23 protein-coding genes are annotated in these 19,264 nt (G+C 40.7%); 12 read left to right on the top strand and 11 right to left on the bottom strand.

The features are described 5' to 3' along the window. Positions 1-30 precede the first annotated feature (30 nt). The 5 genes from ACQCT8_RS11875 (at position 31) to ACQCT8_RS11855 (ending at position 3,405) form a co-directional block, all read left to right on the top strand. The gene (locus tag ACQCT8_RS11875) at positions 31-549 is read left to right on the top strand and encodes a tryptophan transporter (protein ID WP_426871355.1); all 519 of its coding nucleotides are present in this window, start codon (positions 31-33) and stop codon (positions 547-549) included. 325 nt (positions 550-874) lie between these two features. Beyond that, a complete protein-coding gene (locus tag ACQCT8_RS11870; protein WP_426871353.1) occupies positions 875-1,252 on the top strand; it encodes a YtxH domain-containing protein in 378 nt (125 codons plus the stop codon). 313 nt (positions 1,253-1,565) lie between these two features. Next, the gene (locus tag ACQCT8_RS11865; RefSeq protein ID WP_426871351.1) at positions 1,566-2,165 is read left to right on the top strand and encodes an HTH-type transcriptional regulator Hpr; all 600 of its coding nucleotides are present in this window, start codon (positions 1,566-1,568) and stop codon (positions 2,163-2,165) included. A gap of 344 nt (positions 2,166-2,509) precedes the next feature. Beyond that, entirely contained in the window at positions 2,510-3,070 is a 561-nt protein-coding gene (locus tag ACQCT8_RS11860; RefSeq protein ID WP_426871350.1) for a DUF3267 domain-containing protein, read from the top strand. A gap of 146 nt (positions 3,071-3,216) precedes the next feature. After that, positions 3,217-3,405 (top strand): hypothetical protein, encoded by a 189-nt coding sequence (locus ACQCT8_RS11855; protein ID WP_278242097.1) that lies wholly within the window; start codon positions 3,217-3,219, stop codon positions 3,403-3,405. Positions 3,406-3,455: 50 nt separating this feature from the next. Here ACQCT8_RS11855 and ACQCT8_RS11850 read toward each other — a convergent pair whose 3' ends face one another. Continuing rightward, positions 3,456-3,542, bottom strand: coding sequence for a YjcZ family sporulation protein (locus ACQCT8_RS11850; RefSeq protein ID WP_084215586.1), 87 nt, complete (start codon positions 3,540-3,542; stop codon positions 3,456-3,458). Positions 3,543-3,573: 31 nt separating this feature from the next. Next, a complete protein-coding gene (locus tag ACQCT8_RS11845; protein ID WP_041058971.1) occupies positions 3,574-3,657 on the bottom strand; it encodes a YjcZ family sporulation protein in 84 nt (27 codons plus the stop codon). Between the two features lie 222 nt (positions 3,658-3,879). Between ACQCT8_RS11845 and ACQCT8_RS11840 the strand changes: the two genes are divergently transcribed. Next, the gene (locus tag ACQCT8_RS11840) at positions 3,880-4,821 is read left to right on the top strand and encodes a peptidylprolyl isomerase (RefSeq protein ID WP_426871347.1); all 942 of its coding nucleotides are present in this window, start codon (positions 3,880-3,882) and stop codon (positions 4,819-4,821) included. Positions 4,822-5,067: 246 nt separating this feature from the next. On the opposite strand, the gene ACQCT8_RS11835 is transcribed toward ACQCT8_RS11840, so the two are convergent. From ACQCT8_RS11835 to ACQCT8_RS11820, 4 genes are all read right to left on the bottom strand, one after another. Next, positions 5,068-5,250 (bottom strand): sporulation YhaL family protein, encoded by a 183-nt coding sequence (locus ACQCT8_RS11835; protein WP_426871345.1) that lies wholly within the window; start codon positions 5,248-5,250, stop codon positions 5,068-5,070. A gap of 92 nt (positions 5,251-5,342) precedes the next feature. Further along, the gene (gene yhaM, locus ACQCT8_RS11830) at positions 5,343-6,305 is read right to left on the bottom strand and encodes a 3'-5' exoribonuclease YhaM (protein WP_426871343.1); all 963 of its coding nucleotides are present in this window, start codon (positions 6,303-6,305) and stop codon (positions 5,343-5,345) included. 384 nt (positions 6,306-6,689) lie between these two features. Continuing rightward, on the bottom strand, positions 6,690-7,955 hold the full coding sequence (locus ACQCT8_RS11825) for an ABC transporter permease (RefSeq protein WP_426871341.1): 1,266 nt from the start codon (positions 7,953-7,955) through the stop codon (positions 6,690-6,692). Next, positions 7,948-8,847, bottom strand: a complete 900-nt coding sequence (locus ACQCT8_RS11820; protein WP_426871339.1) for an ABC transporter ATP-binding protein — start codon at positions 8,845-8,847, stop codon at positions 7,948-7,950. Before ACQCT8_RS11820 ends, ACQCT8_RS11825 begins: the two co-directional genes overlap by 8 nt. A gap of 140 nt (positions 8,848-8,987) precedes the next feature. On the opposite strand from ACQCT8_RS11820, the gene ACQCT8_RS11815 reads away from it, so the two are divergent. Continuing rightward, positions 8,988-9,173, top strand: coding sequence for a YhzD family protein (locus ACQCT8_RS11815; RefSeq protein WP_426871337.1), 186 nt, complete (start codon positions 8,988-8,990; stop codon positions 9,171-9,173). A gap of 233 nt (positions 9,174-9,406) precedes the next feature. On the opposite strand, the gene ACQCT8_RS11810 is transcribed toward ACQCT8_RS11815, so the two are convergent. The 4 genes from ACQCT8_RS11810 to ACQCT8_RS11795 form a co-directional block, all read right to left on the bottom strand. Next, positions 9,407-10,201 carry an enoyl-CoA hydratase gene (locus ACQCT8_RS11810; protein WP_426871335.1) on the bottom strand — a complete coding sequence of 265 codons (795 nt, stop codon included), beginning with the start codon at positions 10,199-10,201 and terminating at the stop codon, positions 9,407-9,409. A 103-nt stretch (positions 10,202-10,304) separates the two neighbouring features. Further along, positions 10,305-11,822: a coproporphyrinogen III oxidase gene (locus tag ACQCT8_RS11805; protein ID WP_426871333.1), complete on the bottom strand. Its 1,518-nt coding sequence runs from the start codon at positions 11,820-11,822 to the stop codon at positions 10,305-10,307. 417 nt (positions 11,823-12,239) lie between these two features. After that, a complete protein-coding gene (locus tag ACQCT8_RS11800) occupies positions 12,240-12,608 on the bottom strand; it encodes a YlbF family regulator (RefSeq protein WP_426871331.1) in 369 nt (122 codons plus the stop codon). A gap of 79 nt (positions 12,609-12,687) precedes the next feature. Next, positions 12,688-13,911, bottom strand: a complete 1,224-nt coding sequence (locus tag ACQCT8_RS11795) for a DUF445 domain-containing protein (RefSeq protein ID WP_426871329.1) — start codon at positions 13,909-13,911, stop codon at positions 12,688-12,690. A gap of 101 nt (positions 13,912-14,012) precedes the next feature. Here ACQCT8_RS11795 and ACQCT8_RS11790 point away from each other — a divergent pair, with 101 nt between their 5' ends. The 4 genes from ACQCT8_RS11790 to ACQCT8_RS11775 all read left to right on the top strand — a co-directional run bounded on the left by ACQCT8_RS11790 (position 14,013) and on the right by ACQCT8_RS11775 (position 16,751). After that, positions 14,013-14,228 (top strand): YheE family protein, encoded by a 216-nt coding sequence (locus ACQCT8_RS11790; RefSeq protein ID WP_426871327.1) that lies wholly within the window; start codon positions 14,013-14,015, stop codon positions 14,226-14,228. A gap of 98 nt (positions 14,229-14,326) precedes the next feature. Beyond that, positions 14,327-14,506, top strand: coding sequence for a hypothetical protein (locus ACQCT8_RS11785; protein ID WP_426871325.1), 180 nt, complete (start codon positions 14,327-14,329; stop codon positions 14,504-14,506). 106 nt (positions 14,507-14,612) lie between these two features. Next, positions 14,613-15,524 (top strand): helix-turn-helix domain-containing protein, encoded by a 912-nt coding sequence (locus ACQCT8_RS11780; protein ID WP_426871323.1) that lies wholly within the window; start codon positions 14,613-14,615, stop codon positions 15,522-15,524. 129 nt (positions 15,525-15,653) lie between these two features. After that, positions 15,654-16,751, top strand: coding sequence for an ABC transporter ATP-binding protein (locus tag ACQCT8_RS11775; protein ID WP_426871321.1), 1,098 nt, complete (start codon positions 15,654-15,656; stop codon positions 16,749-16,751). A 315-nt stretch (positions 16,752-17,066) separates the two neighbouring features. Here ACQCT8_RS11775 and fumC read toward each other — a convergent pair whose 3' ends face one another. After that, complete coding sequence (fumC, locus tag ACQCT8_RS11770) at positions 17,067-18,458, bottom strand: class II fumarate hydratase (protein ID WP_426871319.1); 1,392 nt, start codon at positions 18,456-18,458, stop codon at positions 17,067-17,069. Positions 18,459-18,611: 153 nt separating this feature from the next. Here fumC and ACQCT8_RS11765 point away from each other — a divergent pair, with 153 nt between their 5' ends. Then, positions 18,612-19,232, top strand: coding sequence for an NAD(P)-dependent oxidoreductase (locus ACQCT8_RS11765; protein ID WP_426871317.1), 621 nt, complete (start codon positions 18,612-18,614; stop codon positions 19,230-19,232). Positions 19,233-19,264: the final 32 nt, after the last annotated feature.

Genomic DNA, 19,264 nt, shown 5'->3' with positions numbered 1-19,264 from the left:
AGAAAGAGATGAGTCGAGGAGAGATGAGAAATGAATACAAGAACATTAGTCGCATTATCATTATTTGTGGGAATTGGTGCAACGCTGCATTTGCTGCTGCCTGGGACCCTCAGCATGAAACCGGATATGTCATTACTGATGATGTTCCTCGGAATTCTGCTGTTCCCCGGCGTTAAGAATGTGCTTTTATTGGGGATTGCAACTGGACTGCTATCGGGATTAACCACTACTTTTCCGGCAGGCTTTTTGCCTAACCTGATTGACAAGCCGGTGTCTGCATTTGTTTTTTACGGTATGGTTCTGCTTACTGCAAAATACAGTAAAACAGTGGTTGGTGCTGCTTTACTTGCCTCAGCAGGCACTATTTTTTCAGGAGTAATCTTTTTGGGAACTGCCGCAATTCTGGTCGGCATTCCTGCACCGATTATGGGACTGATCCTCACAGCTGTTCTGCCGGCTACCGTGTTAAACGGATTGCTGATGGGTGTTATGTATCCAGTTGCTCAATCCATTATCAAACGTTCAAGCCTGATGCAGCCGGCTGCATAAATTTCTACAAAAACCCGTCATGTATGGCGGGTTCTTTTTTGTTGTTTATTTCCACGTAAAATAGGTTAAAGATAAGAAGAGGAGACTGGCCGCACCAAAAATCACCGCGTTTCTTATTCTAATTTGTTTCGGAGGATACATGATTTTTGATTGTATTCTTAAAATTGAATTTAGTGTTAAAATAATAGAGGCAAGGGTACATATTAAAAACAGCCATTTAATGAGCAACATGGTGAGATTCCTCCTTCCTTTAAGAGGTCCTGTTCTACATTATGATCAAAACCGTACATTTAAACCGATTAAAATGATAAAGGATGTGTTATGAATGAATGTTAAATTATTGTCTTATGGAATTTTTGTGGGGTTTATAGCGGGTGCTGCAAGCACACTGCTTTCAGCACCTCAATCCGGCAAAGAGCTTCGCGGATCCATTAAACACACGAAAGATAACTGGTCCGATCATATGCTTGAAGTTCAAATGAACCTTCAGCAGGTGAAAGAATCCATACAGCAGGTCTCTAAAGAAGGGAAAGACTCTCTGCAATCTGTCGTTAGTGAATTAAAAGAATCTATTCAAGCCTGGAAAAGCGAATCAGACCCTGCAATTAACAATCTTCAGGATGAGCTTGCAGCTATTCAGGCAACGATGGAGGAACTTGAACGCTCGCTCAATCAGGATGAAACAACACCACAGCCATCCTGACCAATTAATTTTACCTGCATAGCTGTTTCAGACGTCATGAATCATTTTCAGTCGTCTGAAACAGTTTTTTTTGCTGCCTGCTGGTAATTTATTATCCTACATTTTTTCTGGCATGAATAAATACACATACCAACTAAATTTAAACAAGAATCAACTGCCCTATTTGCTTCTGTAATAAAGGCTTAAGGATTATTTATTTGAAAATTAAATCTATTCACACCTTTTTTTATTTTTACTTTATTGCTATAATATCTTAAATGCCCTGTCTCCTGTACTGCCGGTGCCATAATAAAGTAAAAAGTAGGTGAGCGATTTGGATGAACAACCTTTTTCCATGAAAGAAGCCATGCTTTTCAGTCAGCGTATGGCTCAGTTAAGTAAAGCTCTTTGGAAAGCGATAGAAAAAGATTGGCAAAATTGGATTAAACCCTATGATTTAAATATTAATGAGCACCACATTCTATGGATCTCCTATCATTTAAAAGGGGCGTCCATTTCAGACGTGGCGAAGTTTGGCGTCATGCATGTTTCAACAGCTTTTAATTTTTCAAAAAAGCTTGAAGAACGCGGTTATCTTCAATTCTCAAAACGGGAAAATGATAAACGGAATACGTATATACAGCTGACTGAAAAAGGCGATCAGCTGCTTCTTGATTTAATGGAAAATTATTCTCCTGATCAGCATGCTGTGTTTCTGGGAGCTTCTCCTTTACGGGAGATTTATGGCAAATTCCCTGAAATGATGGAGATGATGTCCATCATCAAAAACATCTATGGTGATGATTTTATGAAAATATTTGAAAAATCATTTAATAATATTGAAACTGAGTTTTATGAGAAGGATGGAAAAATTAAAAAGAAAGAATCATCCTCTTCCTCTTCACCCGTTGGAGAAATTGCTTCATCACCCTGATTTCTGTTATTATCATAATCTTTTACAGCTTCCGTAAAGTCACCCCAGCCGGTGGCTTTTTTGTTTTGAATTCATAACGGAGAGTTACATGACAATTGTGTCCGCCGCTCGCCTGAAGCAGACCCTCAGCGACCTTCTTTCCCTTTATCCTGGCTCCACTCTACCCTATAAACCATAGTGCCCCAGCCGGTGATTTGTCTTATCCTATCCGAAGCTGAGTGTGAACCCTTCACTATTAGTTTTGTAAATTTTATAAAAAGGTATTGATTTTTATTTTCAAGGAGAGTAAAGTAACTCTCAGGTTGTAAAATTGACGTATCGTCGAGTTTAGGAGGCGATTGAAAATGCATTGCTGGAAATCGATTAATGTAAAAAAACAGTACGGATTTTATCGGATCTTTATGTTCTCTGCGATCCTTGTTCTGGCTGTTTTTTCACTCTTATATATTTTTTCACAATTGATTAGCGAAACTTCACTAAAGGACCAATATTTTTTACTTTTTGTGATTGGGTTATTTATTATCTATCCATCACATAAATTATTTCATGTACTTCCTTTGCTGAGCTATCTTAATGACATCATCATTAAAACACGTTTTCAATTTTATTTTGTGCCAATTATGTCCGTACGGGTAAAAAAACCAATACCCAAAACCGCTTTTATTTTAGCGCTCGTTTCTCCATTTCTAATTATAAATACGCTTTTGATTGCAGGGGCTTATTCGTTTCCTGGATATTCGCATTATTTCACTATGCTGACCGCTTATCATTGTGGAATTTGCCTGGTTGATTTTTTGTATGCTAAGTGCCTGGTTAAATCACCAAAAGGGGCTTTTATAGAAGAGTACGACGATGGGTATGAAATTCTGGTTCCGGTTAAAAACGTGGAATACACAAATGTATAATTAAAGAATTGCCCTCCATCCGCTGTTAAAAATAGTGGAATTACCGGAGGGCTTCCGTAATTCAAGTTGAAAGAATAAGAGCTAAACCTGTTTTTTTGTCTTATTTTTTGATATTGTAGTAGGTAGAGAATAGGAGGGGTTTGGCAATGGTCTCCGTAGCAGCGATATTTGTTCTGTTTACTATCTTTATTTTATACTCCATTAACCGCATGACGAATAAGTTATGTGTACAAAAAGAAATACCTGATGAAAAGCAGCCAAAGGTATTTCGCACAATTAATATTTTAATTTTAATTCTGCTTTTATCATCTTATGTAGAAGTGTTATACACATAATAAAGAACGGACCGTATAGGGTCCGTTCTTTTTCATTCAATCCGCTTGTTTTAGAACCAAGCTGATCCAATGATGATCAAAAGAATAAATAGCACGACAACTAATGCGAAACCGCCGTAGTATCCGCCACCTGACATAGTATTTCCTCCTTTTTGGAATTGCTTTATTTTAGAACCAAGCTGAACCTACAATAATCAGCAAAATAAAGAGCACAACGATCAGAGCGAAGCCTCCACCATAGCCGTATCCCATTTTAACCCCTCCTTCCTTTCTTATTTATGCTATTCACTTCAATGAAGAATGGCATGGGCACAAGAATGGATTCTTGCATAATTGTGAAAAATAAATGAAGAATTTCATGTAAATTTGCTTTTTAGAAAATTAGTGAGAAACAAGACATACTCCGTTTTATGGAAATATGGTATAGTATGCTGTGTACTTAGTTTGAAAGATAAAGTAAGGAGAGAAAATAGTATGAAGAAGTGGTTAGCAACGATTTCTTTGGCAGTAGGTGTCGCAGGATTGGCAGCATGCAGTGATGAAGAAAGTGAAGTCATTGTTTCATCAGCTTCTGGAGACATCACGAAAGAAGAATTTTATGAGGAAATGAAAAGCACAGTAGGAGAACAAGCCTTGCAGATGATGGTCCTTGAAAATGTTCTTCAGGAAAAGTATCCTGTCACAGACGAAGAAATTGATGAAGAAATAGATTCAATGAAAGAACAATATGGCGGTGAAGAACAATTTAACGCTGTAGTTTCCCAACAGGGTCATACAGAGGAATCTTTCCGCGAAATGCTGGTGCTGAACAAGCTTCAGGAAAATGCATTAATTGCTGATATTGAAGTAACGGATGAAGAAATTCAGTCAGCCTACGAACAAATGCAAAAAGAGGTAAGTGCTCGTCATATATTAGTTGAAGATGAAGAAACCGCACTGGAAGTAAAACAGCTTCTTGAAGACGGTGGAGATTTCACAGAGCTTGCAAAGGAGTATTCAACTGAACCTGCAGCTCAGGAATCAGGAGGGGATCTTGGTTTCTTTACAGCCGGCCAAATGGACCCTGCCTTTGAAGAAGCAGCGTTTAATCTAGAACCAAATGTAATTAGTGACCCTGTTCAAACGAATTTCGGCTACCATATTATTGAAGTAACGGAAACAAGAGAAGCAGACATTGAAAGCATCGATGAAATGCGTGATGACATTGAGCGTGATTTAAAGCTTGAAAAAGTGGATCAGACCCAGGTATCCTCTATTATTCAGGAAATAATGCGCGATGCAGATATCGATGTTAAAGATGAAGAATTATCAACTGCATTCGATTCGCTGTTAGCAGAGCCGGATGAAGCTCCTGTTGAAGAGCCGGCAGAAGAAGATACAGAAAATGATTCAGCTGAAGACACTGACGAAGAGTAGGCTGTAGAGGTTTAAACCAGCAATTATAGCTGAGAATACTTTAAAAAGAACAGGAAATGCAATGAAAAAAGTATGAAGAAGAGCCTGAGAAAAAGTCTCAGGCTCATTGATTTGTTCTGCTTTAAGAATACTTTCTCCGTTAGGACGGACGAGAGCTTGTACCCGTTCGCGCTTCATGCTGCTAAGACATAGCTTCCTGTCACCTCCAACAGGAGTCAACGGGCAGCTCCAGCCCTCTATAGTCCTCTATTCTTCTTCCCGATACGCCAGTCTTTTCTGTTTTTCTTCAATCATTCTTTTAATATACGTTTGACCGTGTTCTTCGATCCATTCTTTTTCTACCTTTTTTTCCACATACGCTGCTCTTGCCGCCATTACTGCACTAACCGCAATCCCGCCAATAATTAGATCGATCCATATTGGAAACATAGCTGCTCCTCCTTATTAAACAATGATCTGCATCCATTGTTTCGTTGGTTATGGACAGCCTATGCAAAAAAGCAGTCTGACATTCCTGCTGATTACGATTCTCTATCATCCTCGTACATAAGCGGTTTATAAAATGAGCGGTTTTCCAGTGCGAATACTCGCTCTGTATATTCTCCTGCTTTTGTACGGTTTAACACACGGTCCATCATATTCATTTTCGCATCGAGATTATCAATATAATGAAGGATTTCAGCCTCTCTTAGCATCGGCGGTTTGGGTGATCCCCACTCTGCTTTTCCGTGATGGGAGAGCACCATATGCTGGAGCATCAATACTTCTTCCCCTTTCACACCAAGTTCTTCTGCCGCTTGACCAATTTCATTAATCATCAAAGTGATATGACCTAAGAGATTGCCTTCTAATGTATATGAAGCAGATACCGGTCCTGACAGCTCTTCCACTTTCCCCATATCGTGCAGAATGATTCCTGCATACAAAAGATCTTTATTAAGTGAAGGGTAGAGTGTAGTTAAAGACTTCGCTATTTGGAGCATGGAAAGCACATGGTAAGCGAGTCCTGAGACGAACTCATGATGATTTTTAGTTGCTGCAGGATATTCCATAAATTCCTTTTGATGTTTTTTCACAAGATGTCTAGTCAATCGCTGAATTGTTGGATTTTTCATTTCAAAAATATATTGAGTCAGCTCATCCATCATCGTTTCTTTTGAGACAGGTGCAGTTTCCAGAAACTCTCCGATTGAAACTCCGTCTGATTGAGATGCAGGACGGATCTGTCGTAATCTCAGCTGATTTTTCCCTCGATAATTGTGAATTTCTCCAGTTACTTTTACGATCGTTTGCGCTGCATATTTTTTTTCATCCTCTTCTCCCGCATCCCAAAGTTTAGCTTCAATATCACCGCTCCGGTCTTGAAATATGAGGGTTAAAAATGGCTTGCCTGTAGTCGTTACACTTTTTGTAGATTGCTTGATTAGTAAATATTGGTCTACCGGATCTCCAGCGTTTAAAAAGGTGATTCCTTTCATTGTCATGCACTCTCCTTCATTCTTGGCAGACCAGGCTGACAAGCGCTCGCATTCTTCGTTGCTCACCCCGTCGCAGATGCTCATTGCCGATTAAGGCAACTCCGCTCTGCTTCGGTCTTCGCGCCTCGACTGACAAGCGCTTTCAGCCCGGTCTGCTTCGTTTGCTTCTTTAGGGTTTCTGTTGAGTGTATTTGCTTTTTCGGTGCAAATAAAAGGAGCAGAACGATGTTTAATGTTCTGCTATTTTCATAGATGCGTATTCAGCATCCTGCCCTTTTATATGTAGACTATTAGACTACTCTCATTGTAAAGGAATATTCCCCTCGCATCAAAGTAAAAGACCATCCGCATTAGGTGCTTCCCGGCACTTACATTTTGCTTGCGCTGATTTTACTTTTCTTTTTTAGAGAGGATCAGCGCTTTTTTCATATCTTTGAATGATGAACTATTGCCGTACATGAGAACGCCGCCACGGTAAACCTTTGCTCCAAACCATCCGATAATAAAAATTGTCAGGAGTGTCAGACCGATTGCAAGCAACGGCTCCCACATCGGCAGGTTAAGCATTCCAACACGCGTGAACATAACGAGCGGACTGAAAAATGGGATGTACGATGTAATCGTAATAAGTGTGCCTTCAGGATTCGCCAAGCCGAAAAATGCCAGCATGGCCCCTGCTACAATTAAAAGATTCACCGGCATGAGCATCTGCTGAAGATCTTCCGTTCGGCTCACAAGAGACCCGAGGAATGCAGCAAGTGCCGCAAATAAAAAATACCCCAGCAGGAAAAAAATAATGCCATACACAAGCGTTCCAACACTATTACCTGAAAAGTCAAATAGGGAATAAATCCCGCCTTCAAATGAATCACTGCTTAACTGAATAGAAATAAATCCTACTGCCGCCCACAACGCAAGCTGTGTGAGTCCAAGCAAACCCACACCCAGTATTTTCGCAAAAATCTGCTGAATAGGCGGGACACTTGAAACGAGTATTTCCATGACGCGTGATGATTTTTCCGTCGCTACTTCTGTCGCAATCATCATGGAGTATATAAGAACAGACATATAGATGACAAAAATAAGTATATACACAAGCCCTCTTGCTTCATCCAATTCTTCTGCAGATTTAGCTCCATCTGTAAAAGACTCGTGATTAAATGCAACAGGCATATTTAATGTCGCTAGTTCATCTGCGCTCAAGTTAAGCTCAGATGCAGCCAGATTGGACTGAATTGTTTGCATTGCAATTTGCAGATCAGAAGAATATTGGTCAGAAGTCAGAGAATCTGAAAAGTATGTTGCTTCGAGTTTACCGCTCTCCTGAAGCATGACCGTCAATAAAGCGTCATATTCCCCTTCTTCCACCTGCTCTTCAAGGTCAGATGGTGCATCTTCACTTGGTATAATGGAAATTTGCTCATTCACAAAAACGATTTGCTGTTCAAGTGCAGATGCGACAGCTCCGTTTTCATCGTGAACTACAACCTCCCACTTCTCTTCATCCCCTTCATCTGAATTAAACAAACCCGTAATACTCTGGAAATTCGTTCCCACTACGATTGCTAAAGCAAATAGGATCGTTGTAATCAGAAAAGATTTTGACTTTAATTTCTGCATATACGTTTTGGATAATATAAGTCCAAATCTATTCAAATGAAGCACCTGCCTTCTCTATAAATATATCGTTTAAAGAAGGCTCTTCGAGGGAAAATCGCCTGATAAATCCTTTGCCCTGAATATCGGCAAGAATCGCCTGCGATATTTCCTCGTTTTCAATTTGAAGAGTCACTCCCTCTACTCTCTCCTTTATCTTTACAACACCTTTAAATGAAGATAAATAGCGAAGGTCCATCTCGGAATCAATCAACAGATTTTTTTTACCGAAGGATCGCTTTATTTCTTTTAATTTTCCATGTAACACAGGAGATCCTTTATGTATAATACAAAGACTCTCGCAAAGCTCCTCTACATGCTCCATCCGGTGACTTGAGAAAATAATCGTCGCTCCCTGTTTTTGAATATCCCGCACCGCATCTTTCAAAAGTTCCACGTTAACAGGATCAAGTCCGCTGAATGGCTCATCTAAAATGATTAACGCAGGCTTATGCAGAATGGCAGCAATAAATTGAATCTTTTGCTGATTTCCTTTTGATAATTCCTCCACGCGCTTGTTTTCATACTCAGGAACATTGAAGCGTTTTAGCCAATACGCAAGCTCAGTTTCCGCTTTTTTTCTTTCCATTCCTCTTAGCCGGGCCAGGTACACGACTTGCTCCTTTACTTTCATTTTAGGATAAAGTCCTCTTTCCTCTGGAAGATAGCCTACCTGCGAGCTGTTGTGATAGCCGATCTTCTCACCATTCCACGTGATCGATCCAGCAGAAGCATCAATCAGCCCCAGCATCATTCTGAATGTCGTCGTCTTTCCCGCTCCGTTTGCTCCTAAAAAACCGAACATCGTCTTTTCAGGAATGGTAAGGGATAATTCATTCACTGCGGTGTGTTCACCAAATTTTTTTGTTACTTGATCAATAGTCAAGGTCATTTTACAGCCTCCTGTTCTCTCTTCTAGTTTATACGATTGATTCAGAAAAAAGGTTCACTTATTTCTTTTTGTCTTCAACTTTACGAAGATATCTTACTTATGCAAAAATAAAAGAGAACAAAGAGATGGGAGTGGGAAAAATGGATGTATATAAACTGACAGCTTTTGATGAAAAGGGGACCCTGCTGTTCGAAGATTCGTTCCAGGCAGAAAAAGATGAAGATGCAAAAGAAATTGGCAAGCAGAAGTTTGAAGAAAAAGGCTTATCTGACCGCACACACCGATTAGTATCACCAAGAGGAAAACTTTTGCTGTTTCACACATGATCTGGATGGCCTTTTAAACAAAAAGAGAAGTGGGACACAACTCGATAAAAAGTTTAAAAAGCGGTAAAGATGAATGGTAAGAGGTGAGCGGAGCCGTAAGTGGCTACCCCTGCAGAAGATGACGGTTGCTTGAACTTTTACAGAGCAAGCGCCCAAGCCCCGCCCCTGCGGAAAGTTCTCCTGGAGCGCAATGAACCGGTTAAAAAGCCTGAGACACTTGTCCCAGGCTCATTTTATTCACCTTTAAATTGAGGCGGTCTTTTTTCCGTAAATGCTTTTATTCCTTCTTTATGATCTTCTGTTTGACGCATTCTCCATTGAGAATCACGTTCTAGGTCCAAAATTGTCTTAAATTCTTTTACCTGAGCAGAGCGCAAAATAAATTTAGTCTCTTTCATGGCTTTTATAGGACTGGAAATTAATTGGGCAACGAGTTTCTCTACTTCCTGCAGACCTTTATTTTGGGCTGTGACTTTGTCAATTAAACCAAGTGAATACGCCTCCTGGCCGTTCATCACTTCGCCTTTCCAGATTACCTGCATGGCTTTTTGAGAACCAAGGCGTTCTTTTAACAGATAATGGCCTCCCCCGTCCGGAACTAAGCCAATACCGATAAAATTCATCGCAATTTTACTTCCCTCTTCAGCAATTACATAATCGCATGCTAAAGCCAGGCTGAGACCTAGACCTGCAGCAGCACCATGTATGGCACAAATTGTAATTTTATCCATTGCATATAAAGTAAGAGAGAGCTCTGAAATCATGTCCATGAATCGTTGAAACTCTTCTTCTCCCTCCATAGACAACATGGCTTTTATGTCCCCGCCGGAAGAAAAGCCGCGCCCTTCCCCCTTCAGAACGACAACATGAATGCCTGCGTCACGGTTTAGTTCCTTAAATGTCTGAAGCAGCTCTGTCATCATTTCTTCCTGAAGCGCATTGAGGCTCTGTGGACGATTAAGAGAAATCCAGGCAACTGAACCCTCAATTGCAACGTTGATTGATTGATAATCTGTTTTTACAGTCATGCTTCCATCCCCTTTTCAAAATGAATGTTCATTCATAATTTCTAGGTGACCTGCTTATTATCCTGCATATCTATAAAACATTTTATTTCTTCCATAGCACAAGTTACATGTGAGTTGATTCAGGCTTTTTCTGCGGAAAGATTGTTTCAAGATGTTCGATTTTTTTCCTCGTATAATCGATAAAGCCCTCATTGTAGGATTTAGGGTCTTTAGGATTGGCGAAATGCGTAATTTTTCCTGTTTCAGGATCAATAAATTTGCTTGCTGCACCACAGCCGAGACCAATAATCGTTTGAACTTCTTCCATGATCAGAATATTATACAGACTCTCTTCCCCTGGTTTTGCATAGCCCACATTCTCCAGGTTCCCCAATATATTTTTCTGACGGTATAGATAATACGGTACATAGCCATGGTCTTTATTCCATTTTTGCGCCAAATCCATCATTTTTTCTACTTCATCCCGTTCCGCTACTTTATATTTCTCCCGGTTTAATGTCATTTGTGACGCCCGTTTAAAAGATAAAGTATGAACGGTAACGGATTCCGGCATTAATTTTTCAGTTTCATTTAACGAGTGCTGCAGTTCAGCTAATCCTTCGTTGGGCAGTCCGATGATTAAATCCATATTGATATTGTTCATACCGTGTTTTCTTGAAAGATGAAATTTATCAATCGTTTCCTGCACAGTATGATGACGGCCGATTGCTTTTAATGTTTCGTCCGTATAGGATTGCGGATTGATCGAAATACGGTCAATATTCCATTTCTTCAGCACTTCGAGCTTGTCAGGAAAAATCGTGTCAGGGCGGCCAGCTTCAACAGTTACTTCCCGAACTTGTTCCACATCCGGGAACGATCGGTACATTTCCTCATAAAGAGCATCCATTTCTTCAGCTGTTATAGCCGTCGGGGTTCCGCCTCCGAAATAAATCGTAGTTATCTTGACTCCCCGTTCCTTCAGCCATCTCCCAGTTTCCTGAATCTCGTAATGCAGCCCCGCAAGAAATGAGGATACCTTTCCAAGCTTTCCTTGAATCGCAAAGGCAGGGAATGTGCAATACGCACATTTAGTCGGGCAAAACGGAATGCCGATATAGATGCTGACCTCGTCTTGAATCTTATATAAATCCGGAATCATGGTGAGCTGGCGATCCACAATTTCTTCCATTAAATTAATTTTTTCATCTGTAATTAAATACTGTTCTTTTAAGTGAGTGCGTGTCTCTTGAGCAGGAGCCCCATTCATTCTTTGCTTGTGCATAAGCTTGGTTGGTCTGATTCCGGTCAATACGCCCCATTTTTGAATCATCCCTGTATACTGCTGAAGGATTGAAAGAAAAACATGGGAAACTACATTCTTATTTTGTCTAAAGCTTTCTTTTTCGGTGCTTTTACTTATATAATTCGCTGTTCTGCTTGCTGAAAGCTTAGGCTCCTCAGTGGAAGCATTCGCATAGATCGTTCCCTGCCCGATTTCGACCTTAATTATTATATTGAATGCATCAGTGTCTTTTTCTTCGGTAACAGCAAGTGTTGAGTCCTCAAAAAACAAATCTGCGATAAGCTGTAAATTCCGTTCATAACGCTTATCCTGTATACCTCTAACAATAATATTCATTTCTCTCACCTTTCTGATGTCATTCACTTGCTTAAGTGTACAAACCTTTTATCTTCAGGTCAACAAAGGCAGAAATAATCTGAAGGTCAAAAGAAAGAATCCTGTCTGCTTCTCCTTTTTTGCAGGATCAGAAGAAGCTGACAGAATTCAAAAAGATTGGCTCTAAAAGTTTGAGATAAAAAAAAGAGCCTGGGACAAAATGTGTCTCAGACTCTCTGATCGGTTCACTTCGCTTCAGGCGGACGCTTTCCGCAGGGAGGGCGCTGAGCCTTTTCAGGGCTTTGCCCTGTAAAGTCTCACCTTGACGTCATATCCTGCTGTAGTCGCCGCCTTCAGCTCCGCTCACCTCATACTGTTAATATATACTACCCTGTTATTTAACTTTTTTGGTTGTGTTCCAACCTCTTGTAAAAGGAATTATTGAGTTGGTCCTTCTTTTTCCATAGAGCCGTATAATTCTTCAAGCGGCTTCATAATTACCTTATTCAGCTCCTGAATAAGCATGCTCATACGCTGTTCAGATTCCATAAGTTTTGAGATCACTTCATGCTGCTGAACAAGTTGAGCTGTTTTTTGAGCTTGTTCAATTTCAGCTTCAGTAATTTCTTCACCATTCATTTGCTTCTGTTGAAGACCTAATTGAATGTCTCTAAAATTTTCAAAGATACCTCTGGCTGATTCATCATTGTTTACTGCGTCATACATAGACTGCAGCTGAGTAAATTCTTCGCTTTGACGAATCGCACGTTCTAGTTCGTTTGCATGATCGTACAGATTAACTGACAATCGGAAAACCTCCTTTTTTATCACACTTACCCTCTTCCCCGCAGGCAGAATGGTCAAACATGATTTTAGTAATTGTTGCTCAGCCGATTAAAAGAACCAATACCCCTTGGAATAATCCTATAATTCCTCCAAGCAGCGCGCCAAGATACGTAATCATTTTAAATTCGCGCCGGGAAATCCCGAGCACTAAATCTTCCAGACGTGAAACTTCAAACGAGTCCACTTGCTCCCGTACAATTTCCTGAAGATTCATTTTGGACAACAGCTGCTCCAGCTTTTGTGAAAGGATGTCTCTGGCCATTTCCACCCCACGAGGAATAAGACGGTTGACTGCGCCTTCCTGCATCGGTGCAGCAGCCTCCGCCAGCGGACGTTTGAGCCACTCTGACATATTGATTCTTTCTTTCATCAACCCCTGCAGCCGAACGAGCAAATCCTGATCTGTAACGATGGAAAACGCCCGGTCCCACTGCCAGTCCTTAACGCTTTCCCACTCTTTTCGCAAAACCTGTTCGAGTATAGCATGAGTTCCTTTATGATTCAAAAACTTTATAATTTCAGGCTGAACTTTATCACCCAAAGAAGAATTCCCCATTACCATCTGAATCATGCTTCCTAAAGTCCCTCTTGTCTTAAAGAAATCCTCAATCATGATATTAATCCGTTCCTTGCCTTCTTCTGAAGCAAAGTAATCTGTACCTTTAGCCAAGATATAATCAGACACCGTTTCCACTTTTCCATCTAAACGTACAAGCCATCTTTCAGGCAGTGTTTCACGAAGTGTCCGGGTTTTGTACTTTTCTTTTACTTCTTCATACTGTGATTCTATCCAGCTATTCATGGACCGCTCAATGTAGGGAGCAGGAGACTGAATTTTAAATTTTGCAAGCCAGTCCTCTACAGATTCTTCTGACTTGAAAATACGATCACTTTCTTTTTGAAGCCATCCTGTCAGCGCTTTTTCCTGCTTTTCATTTAAAAAGCGATCTTTTAAACTCTGGGCAGTTAATAAATGATTCACAACCATTAACCCAAGCTGCCTGGCAAGTTCTTCCCGTCTTTTTGGAATTAAGCCTGGTGTAAAGGGAATACGCCACTTCCCAATATATAGAGCTTTATAAGGCCTGAAGAGCATCTTAATTGCAAGGGAATTCGTAAATCCACCAATTGCAGCCCCCACGACCATCATGATTATTAATAAAACGAATGTATCCATCAAACCTTCACCCTTCATTGACATCATCATTTCAAATTTCAGTATAGCAGAAAGGACAGCAAATGCATGCACAAAACCTTTTTTCATTCCGTATTTTACCTTCATTGACAGGTATGATAATGTACGCGCCATAGGGCTGTTCCATGCTATAATAATCATGAAAAGAATCGAAAATGGGAGGTTTTTAAATGATCCAGCACTTTCGTTACAAGCCTATGTTTAAAAACACACAGCTTCCTGGTTGGACATTTACTTTTTTATACCAGGGTCAGCCCATTAATGGCGTATATCACAAAACAGGAGACATCGAATGGACAAACCCGATTGTCTTTCATAATACAGAGGAAGAAGAAAAAATTAAGAAACAGCTTCATGAATTGATGTTGTATCATGTCTACGACTAAATAACCGGCACGCCATCCTAAAGAAACAAATGAGTTATGTACAGCCTCAAGTATAGCTTATCCTCAGCTTACATATAGTAAGGGCAGGGGGTGTGATGATGAAAAATTTATCATTTTTGCCTGACTCATCGTATGAGGGCAGGGATAAAGTCTGTATGGATATTGACCGTTTTATTAATGAGGGAATGAGCGGAGGCACCGTCCACCGCTACCATCATCTTCCTAACATTGAAGAAGCGCGAGATCTGGAACAGGAAACACCGCCAAACGGGTCATAACCCGATGCAAAGCGGCTGCTTAGGCAGCCGCTTTGCTGTTTCTGCCCCCTTTTCAACCTTTTCAATCTTCTATACAATAAAGGCATTACCAATAAGGATGATGCAAATGTCTAGTATTCAAAAGCTTCTAAAAACATTTCCTTCCTCCCGTCAGATTGACGACGTGACAGAAGATAAATACGGCTATTACAAATGGTATCAGGACCGATTAACCAATGAAATGATTGCATTTCCGATGCAGACCCTTTCCCAGAATGAAACTGAACTGATTCAACTTATTCTTGACCCTGTTGAACCGCCTCATAGTCAATATACAAATGTATGGAACCAGTATTTATTTGGAAACCTTTCTGCATGTCCTCTTCCTGCAGGGTCCATTTTTCGAATCATCCTATTTTCTTTTGATGGAATACCAGATTTCAATCAAGAAGAGCATCCATTGGAGTTTGTTTTCTCAGATGATGCGGCCATTGTAAAAAGGGACGAATCAAATGGGTATGTCGTTGAGCTTCAATCTTCCAATACCCTCTCTCTTGAAGAAATCGACTCAGCTGCCCAAGCTCTTGAAACGGACCTTGGCATAACCGTCCGATTTTTTGCAGGCTCTTTCCATCTTGTCCAGGACGATCCTAAAGAAGCCATCTTAATGGAATTTGACTGGCATACACAAGCAAAACCGTTCATTAAACGTAAAAAAGTCGCCTCTGTTCAATCCATATTGCCTGTAATTGTCCTTAACCGGTTCACAGAATTTGAATGGAGGTCTCAATTTGATCTCATTTACACACTTTTTGATGCAGACCCCGAGCTTGCTTCTGTTATACGGACGCTGGCGGAGAATCTTTCGAACGTAAGCAGTACGGCTAAACGCTTATATTTACACCGAAACAGTCTACAATACCGTCTCTACAAGTTTTCTGAAGGGTCGGGCCTGGATTTAAAATCCTTTCACGGCATTTTTACCGCGTATCTTGCTTCAGTAAAATGGGAATCGATGAGAACCATTAATACAATTTAGAAGCAGCATGCATTCCGTCAACATGACGAAATGCATGCTGTTTTTTTGTGCAAGTTTACCATTGGAAAGGCTTACATGATCTTATACAATGAGTATAGAATTTACCACTACATATTGGAGGAATTACTCATGGCAGAACTAAAGCTCGACAATATTTACAAAGTATATGATAAAGATGTAACAGCGGTATCAGATTTTAACCTTCATATTAAAGATAAAGAATTTATCGTTTTTGTTGGACCATCAGGCTGTGGGAAGTCAACGACTCTTCGCATGATCGCAGGACTTGAAGAAATCTCTAAAGGTGACTTCTACATTGGTGAAGAACGCGTAAATGATAAAGCACCTAAAGACCGTGACATTGCAATGGTTTTCCAGAACTACGCTTTATATCCGCATATGAGCGTATATGACAATATGGCGTTTGGTCTTAAACTTCGTAAGTTTGATAAAGCAGAAATCGAAAAACGTGTGAAAAATGCAGCAAAGATCCTTGGTCTTGAAGCACTTTTAGATCGTAAACCAAAAGCACTTTCCGGTGGTCAGCGTCAGCGTGTGGCACTTGGACGCGCAATAGTCCGGGATGCAAAAGTATTCCTTATGGATGAGCCGTTATCGAATTTGGATGCAAAGCTTCGTGTGCAAATGCGTGCTGAAATCGCCAAGCTTCACCAGCGTCTTCAAACGACAACGATCTACGTTACACATGATCAGACAGAAGCTATGACAATGGCAACACGTATTGTTGTTATGAAAGATGGTGTAATTCAGCAGGTTGGATCACCAAAAGAAGTATATGACAATCCGGAAAATGTGTTCGTTGGCGGATTTATCGGTTCTCCTGCGATGAACTTTTTCAGCGGTAAACTAACGGATAAAGGCTTTGAAGTAAAAGGCCAGGTACTTTCCGTTCCTGAAGGAAAAATGAAGAAGCTGCGCTCACAAAACTATGTGGGTAAAGACATCATTCTAGGTGTGCGCCCGGAAGATATTCACGATGAGCCAGTATTCATTGAAACTGCTGCAGGTGCAAACTTTATGGCTGACATTGAGGTTTCTGAGCTGACTGGTGCTGAGCTGATGCTTTATTCTAAAGTGGCTGATCAGGATTTCGTCGCTCGTGTAGATGCAAGATCAGATATAAAAGCAGGTCAAAAAATTGAGCTTGCTTTTGATATGAACAAATGTCATTTCTTCGATGCGGAGTCAGAAAGCCGCATCCGATAATCTGGTGGTTACCCCCTTTAACCATAAAAACAAGACTAACTCTCATGAGTTAGTCTTGTTTCATTTTAAAAAGAGCTTGGGACAAAAGTGTCTCAAGCTCTTTGACCGGTTCACTGCACTTTTAGGCGGACGCTTTCCGCAGGGACGGCGCTGAGCCCTACTCAGACTTTGCTTGCGGGGTCTCAATCAACCGTCATATCCTGCAGGGAGCCGCCCCATTCAACTCCGCTCTCCTCATACTATTAATAACTATATCCTCATTTTTTTAGTCTTGTCCCAGCCTCTTGTTTCATTAAAAAATATGCTGAGAGTCGTTTAGACTCGGTCAAGATTCACCATTTCAATTGGCTGAATCCATTCTTCATATTGCTCTTCTGTTACATATCCTGTTTCTACAGCTGCTTCTTTTAACGTTAATTCTTTTTCAAATGCAAGCTTTGCGATCTTCGCGGCTTTTTCATAGCCAATATGAGGGTTAAGAGCCGTCACAAGCATTAAGGAACGATTTACATGTCCTTCAATCACATCATAGTTCGGTTCAATGCCGACTGCACATTTCTCATTAAATGTCTTCATTCCATCCCCGAGGAGACGGACAGATTGGAGAAAATTATAAATAATAACAGGTTTATATACATTTAACTCAAAGTTGCCCTGACTCGCCGCAAAGCCTATTGTCGCATCATTGCCCATAACTTGAGCCGTGACCATCGTTAAAGCTTCACTTTGTGTAGGATTCACTTTTCCCGGCATGATGGAGCTGCCCGGTTCATTAGCTGGAATTGTAATCTCACCGATTCCGCTTCTCGGTCCGCTTGACAGCCATCTGATATCGTTGGCAATTTTCATCAGATCAGCCGCTAATGCCTTTAATGCACCATGTACATGGACCATGTCATCATGGCTGGTCAGTGCATGAAATTTATTGTCCGACGAATAAAATGGAAAACCGGTTTGAAGAACCAGCTGCTTGGCAACACGTTCGCCAAATTCAGGATGTGCATTGATTCCCGTCCCAACCGCAGTGCCTCCAATTGCCAGACTTAATATATGCTTGCTGGCTTCCTGAATCATATACCGGGATTTTTGCAGCATAGCACGCCAGCCGCTGATTTCCTGGCCCAATGTCAGAGGCGTTGCATCCTGCAAGTGGGTGCGTCCAATTTTAATAATTTCTTTAAATGATTCTTCTTTATCCAGAAATGTTTCCGTTAATTCCTTTAAGCTTGGCATTAAATTTTTGCAAAGTGCCTTGTACGCTGCGATATGCATAGCTGTCGGAAAGGTATCATTTGAGCTTTGAGACATATTAACGTCATCATTAGGATGTACAGTCTCTTCTACAGATTGTTCCTTCAAAAAAACATTTGCACGGTAGGCCACCACTTCATTTACATTCATGTTTGACTGGGTTCCACTTCCGGTCTGCCACACAACCAGCGGAAAATGTTCATCCAGGTTTCCATCAATAATCTCATTGCAGGCACGGCAGATGGCATCTCTTTTATCAAGAGAAAGCTTGCCTAGATCATAATTAACCATGGCTGCAGCTTTTTTAAGCTCTGCAAATGCATATGTAATTTCCAGAGGCATTTGTTCGACTCCAATTGGAAAATTCTCTTTGCTTCGCTGTGTCTGCGCTCCCCAGTACTTGCTTGCAGGAACTTGAATTTCACCTAAAGTATCTTTTTCTGTACGAAAACTCATGATTGCTTCTCCTCCTTACAAACGTTTTCATTTATTATTGTACCACTACTTTCTTCCAAGCTCACGTCTGGGATGTATGGATCCTGTTTCTTTTCTATCCCTTTAAAATAGGCTACACTTACATTATAAAATTTACTAACAGGAGGAATTCGAATGATGAAAATTGCGTTATTTGGTGCAACCGGCCGTGTGGGCAGAGTAATTATGCAAAATGCTCTGAAAGACGGCCACGAGATCCAGGCACTCATTCGGGATCCTGATGGGATAGACGCACACCCTAAAATAACGATTATAAAAGGAGATGCCTCCAATAAAAAAGATGTCTTTGATACCATAACAGGCTGTGATGCCGTCATCAGTGCTCTGGGCACCGATAAAAATGATGCACTTACGAAATCAATGATTCATATCCTTCCTGCGATGCGGGCGAACTCAATTTCTAAAATCATAACCATCGGAACTGCCGGCATCCTGGATTCCAAAAAAGAACCTGGCAAGTTCCGGTTTCATTCCAAAGAGTCAAACCGACGCTTGAGCACAGCTGCTGAAGATCATTGCCGAGCCTTTTTGATGCTTGACCAATCAAGCATGAACTGGACGATCGTATGTCCGACCTACCTGCCTGATGGAGAGAGAATCGGAAAATACCGAATAGAAATGAATACACTGCCCGATAGTCCTTCAAGCATCTCCATGTACGATACAGGCGATTTTGCTTATTCACTTCTCCAGAAAGATGAATATTCAAAAACACGTGTTGGATTGACTTATTGATAGTGAATGTATAAACATTCTAATGATTCGTT

The organism is Jeotgalibacillus proteolyticus (genome assembly GCF_050107735.1).
GTDB lineage: Bacteria > Bacillota > Bacilli > Bacillales > Jeotgalibacillaceae > Jeotgalibacillus > Jeotgalibacillus proteolyticus_A.
Note: the sequence above shows the minus strand (reverse complement) of the source record. Positions and strands in the feature narration are given on the sequence as shown.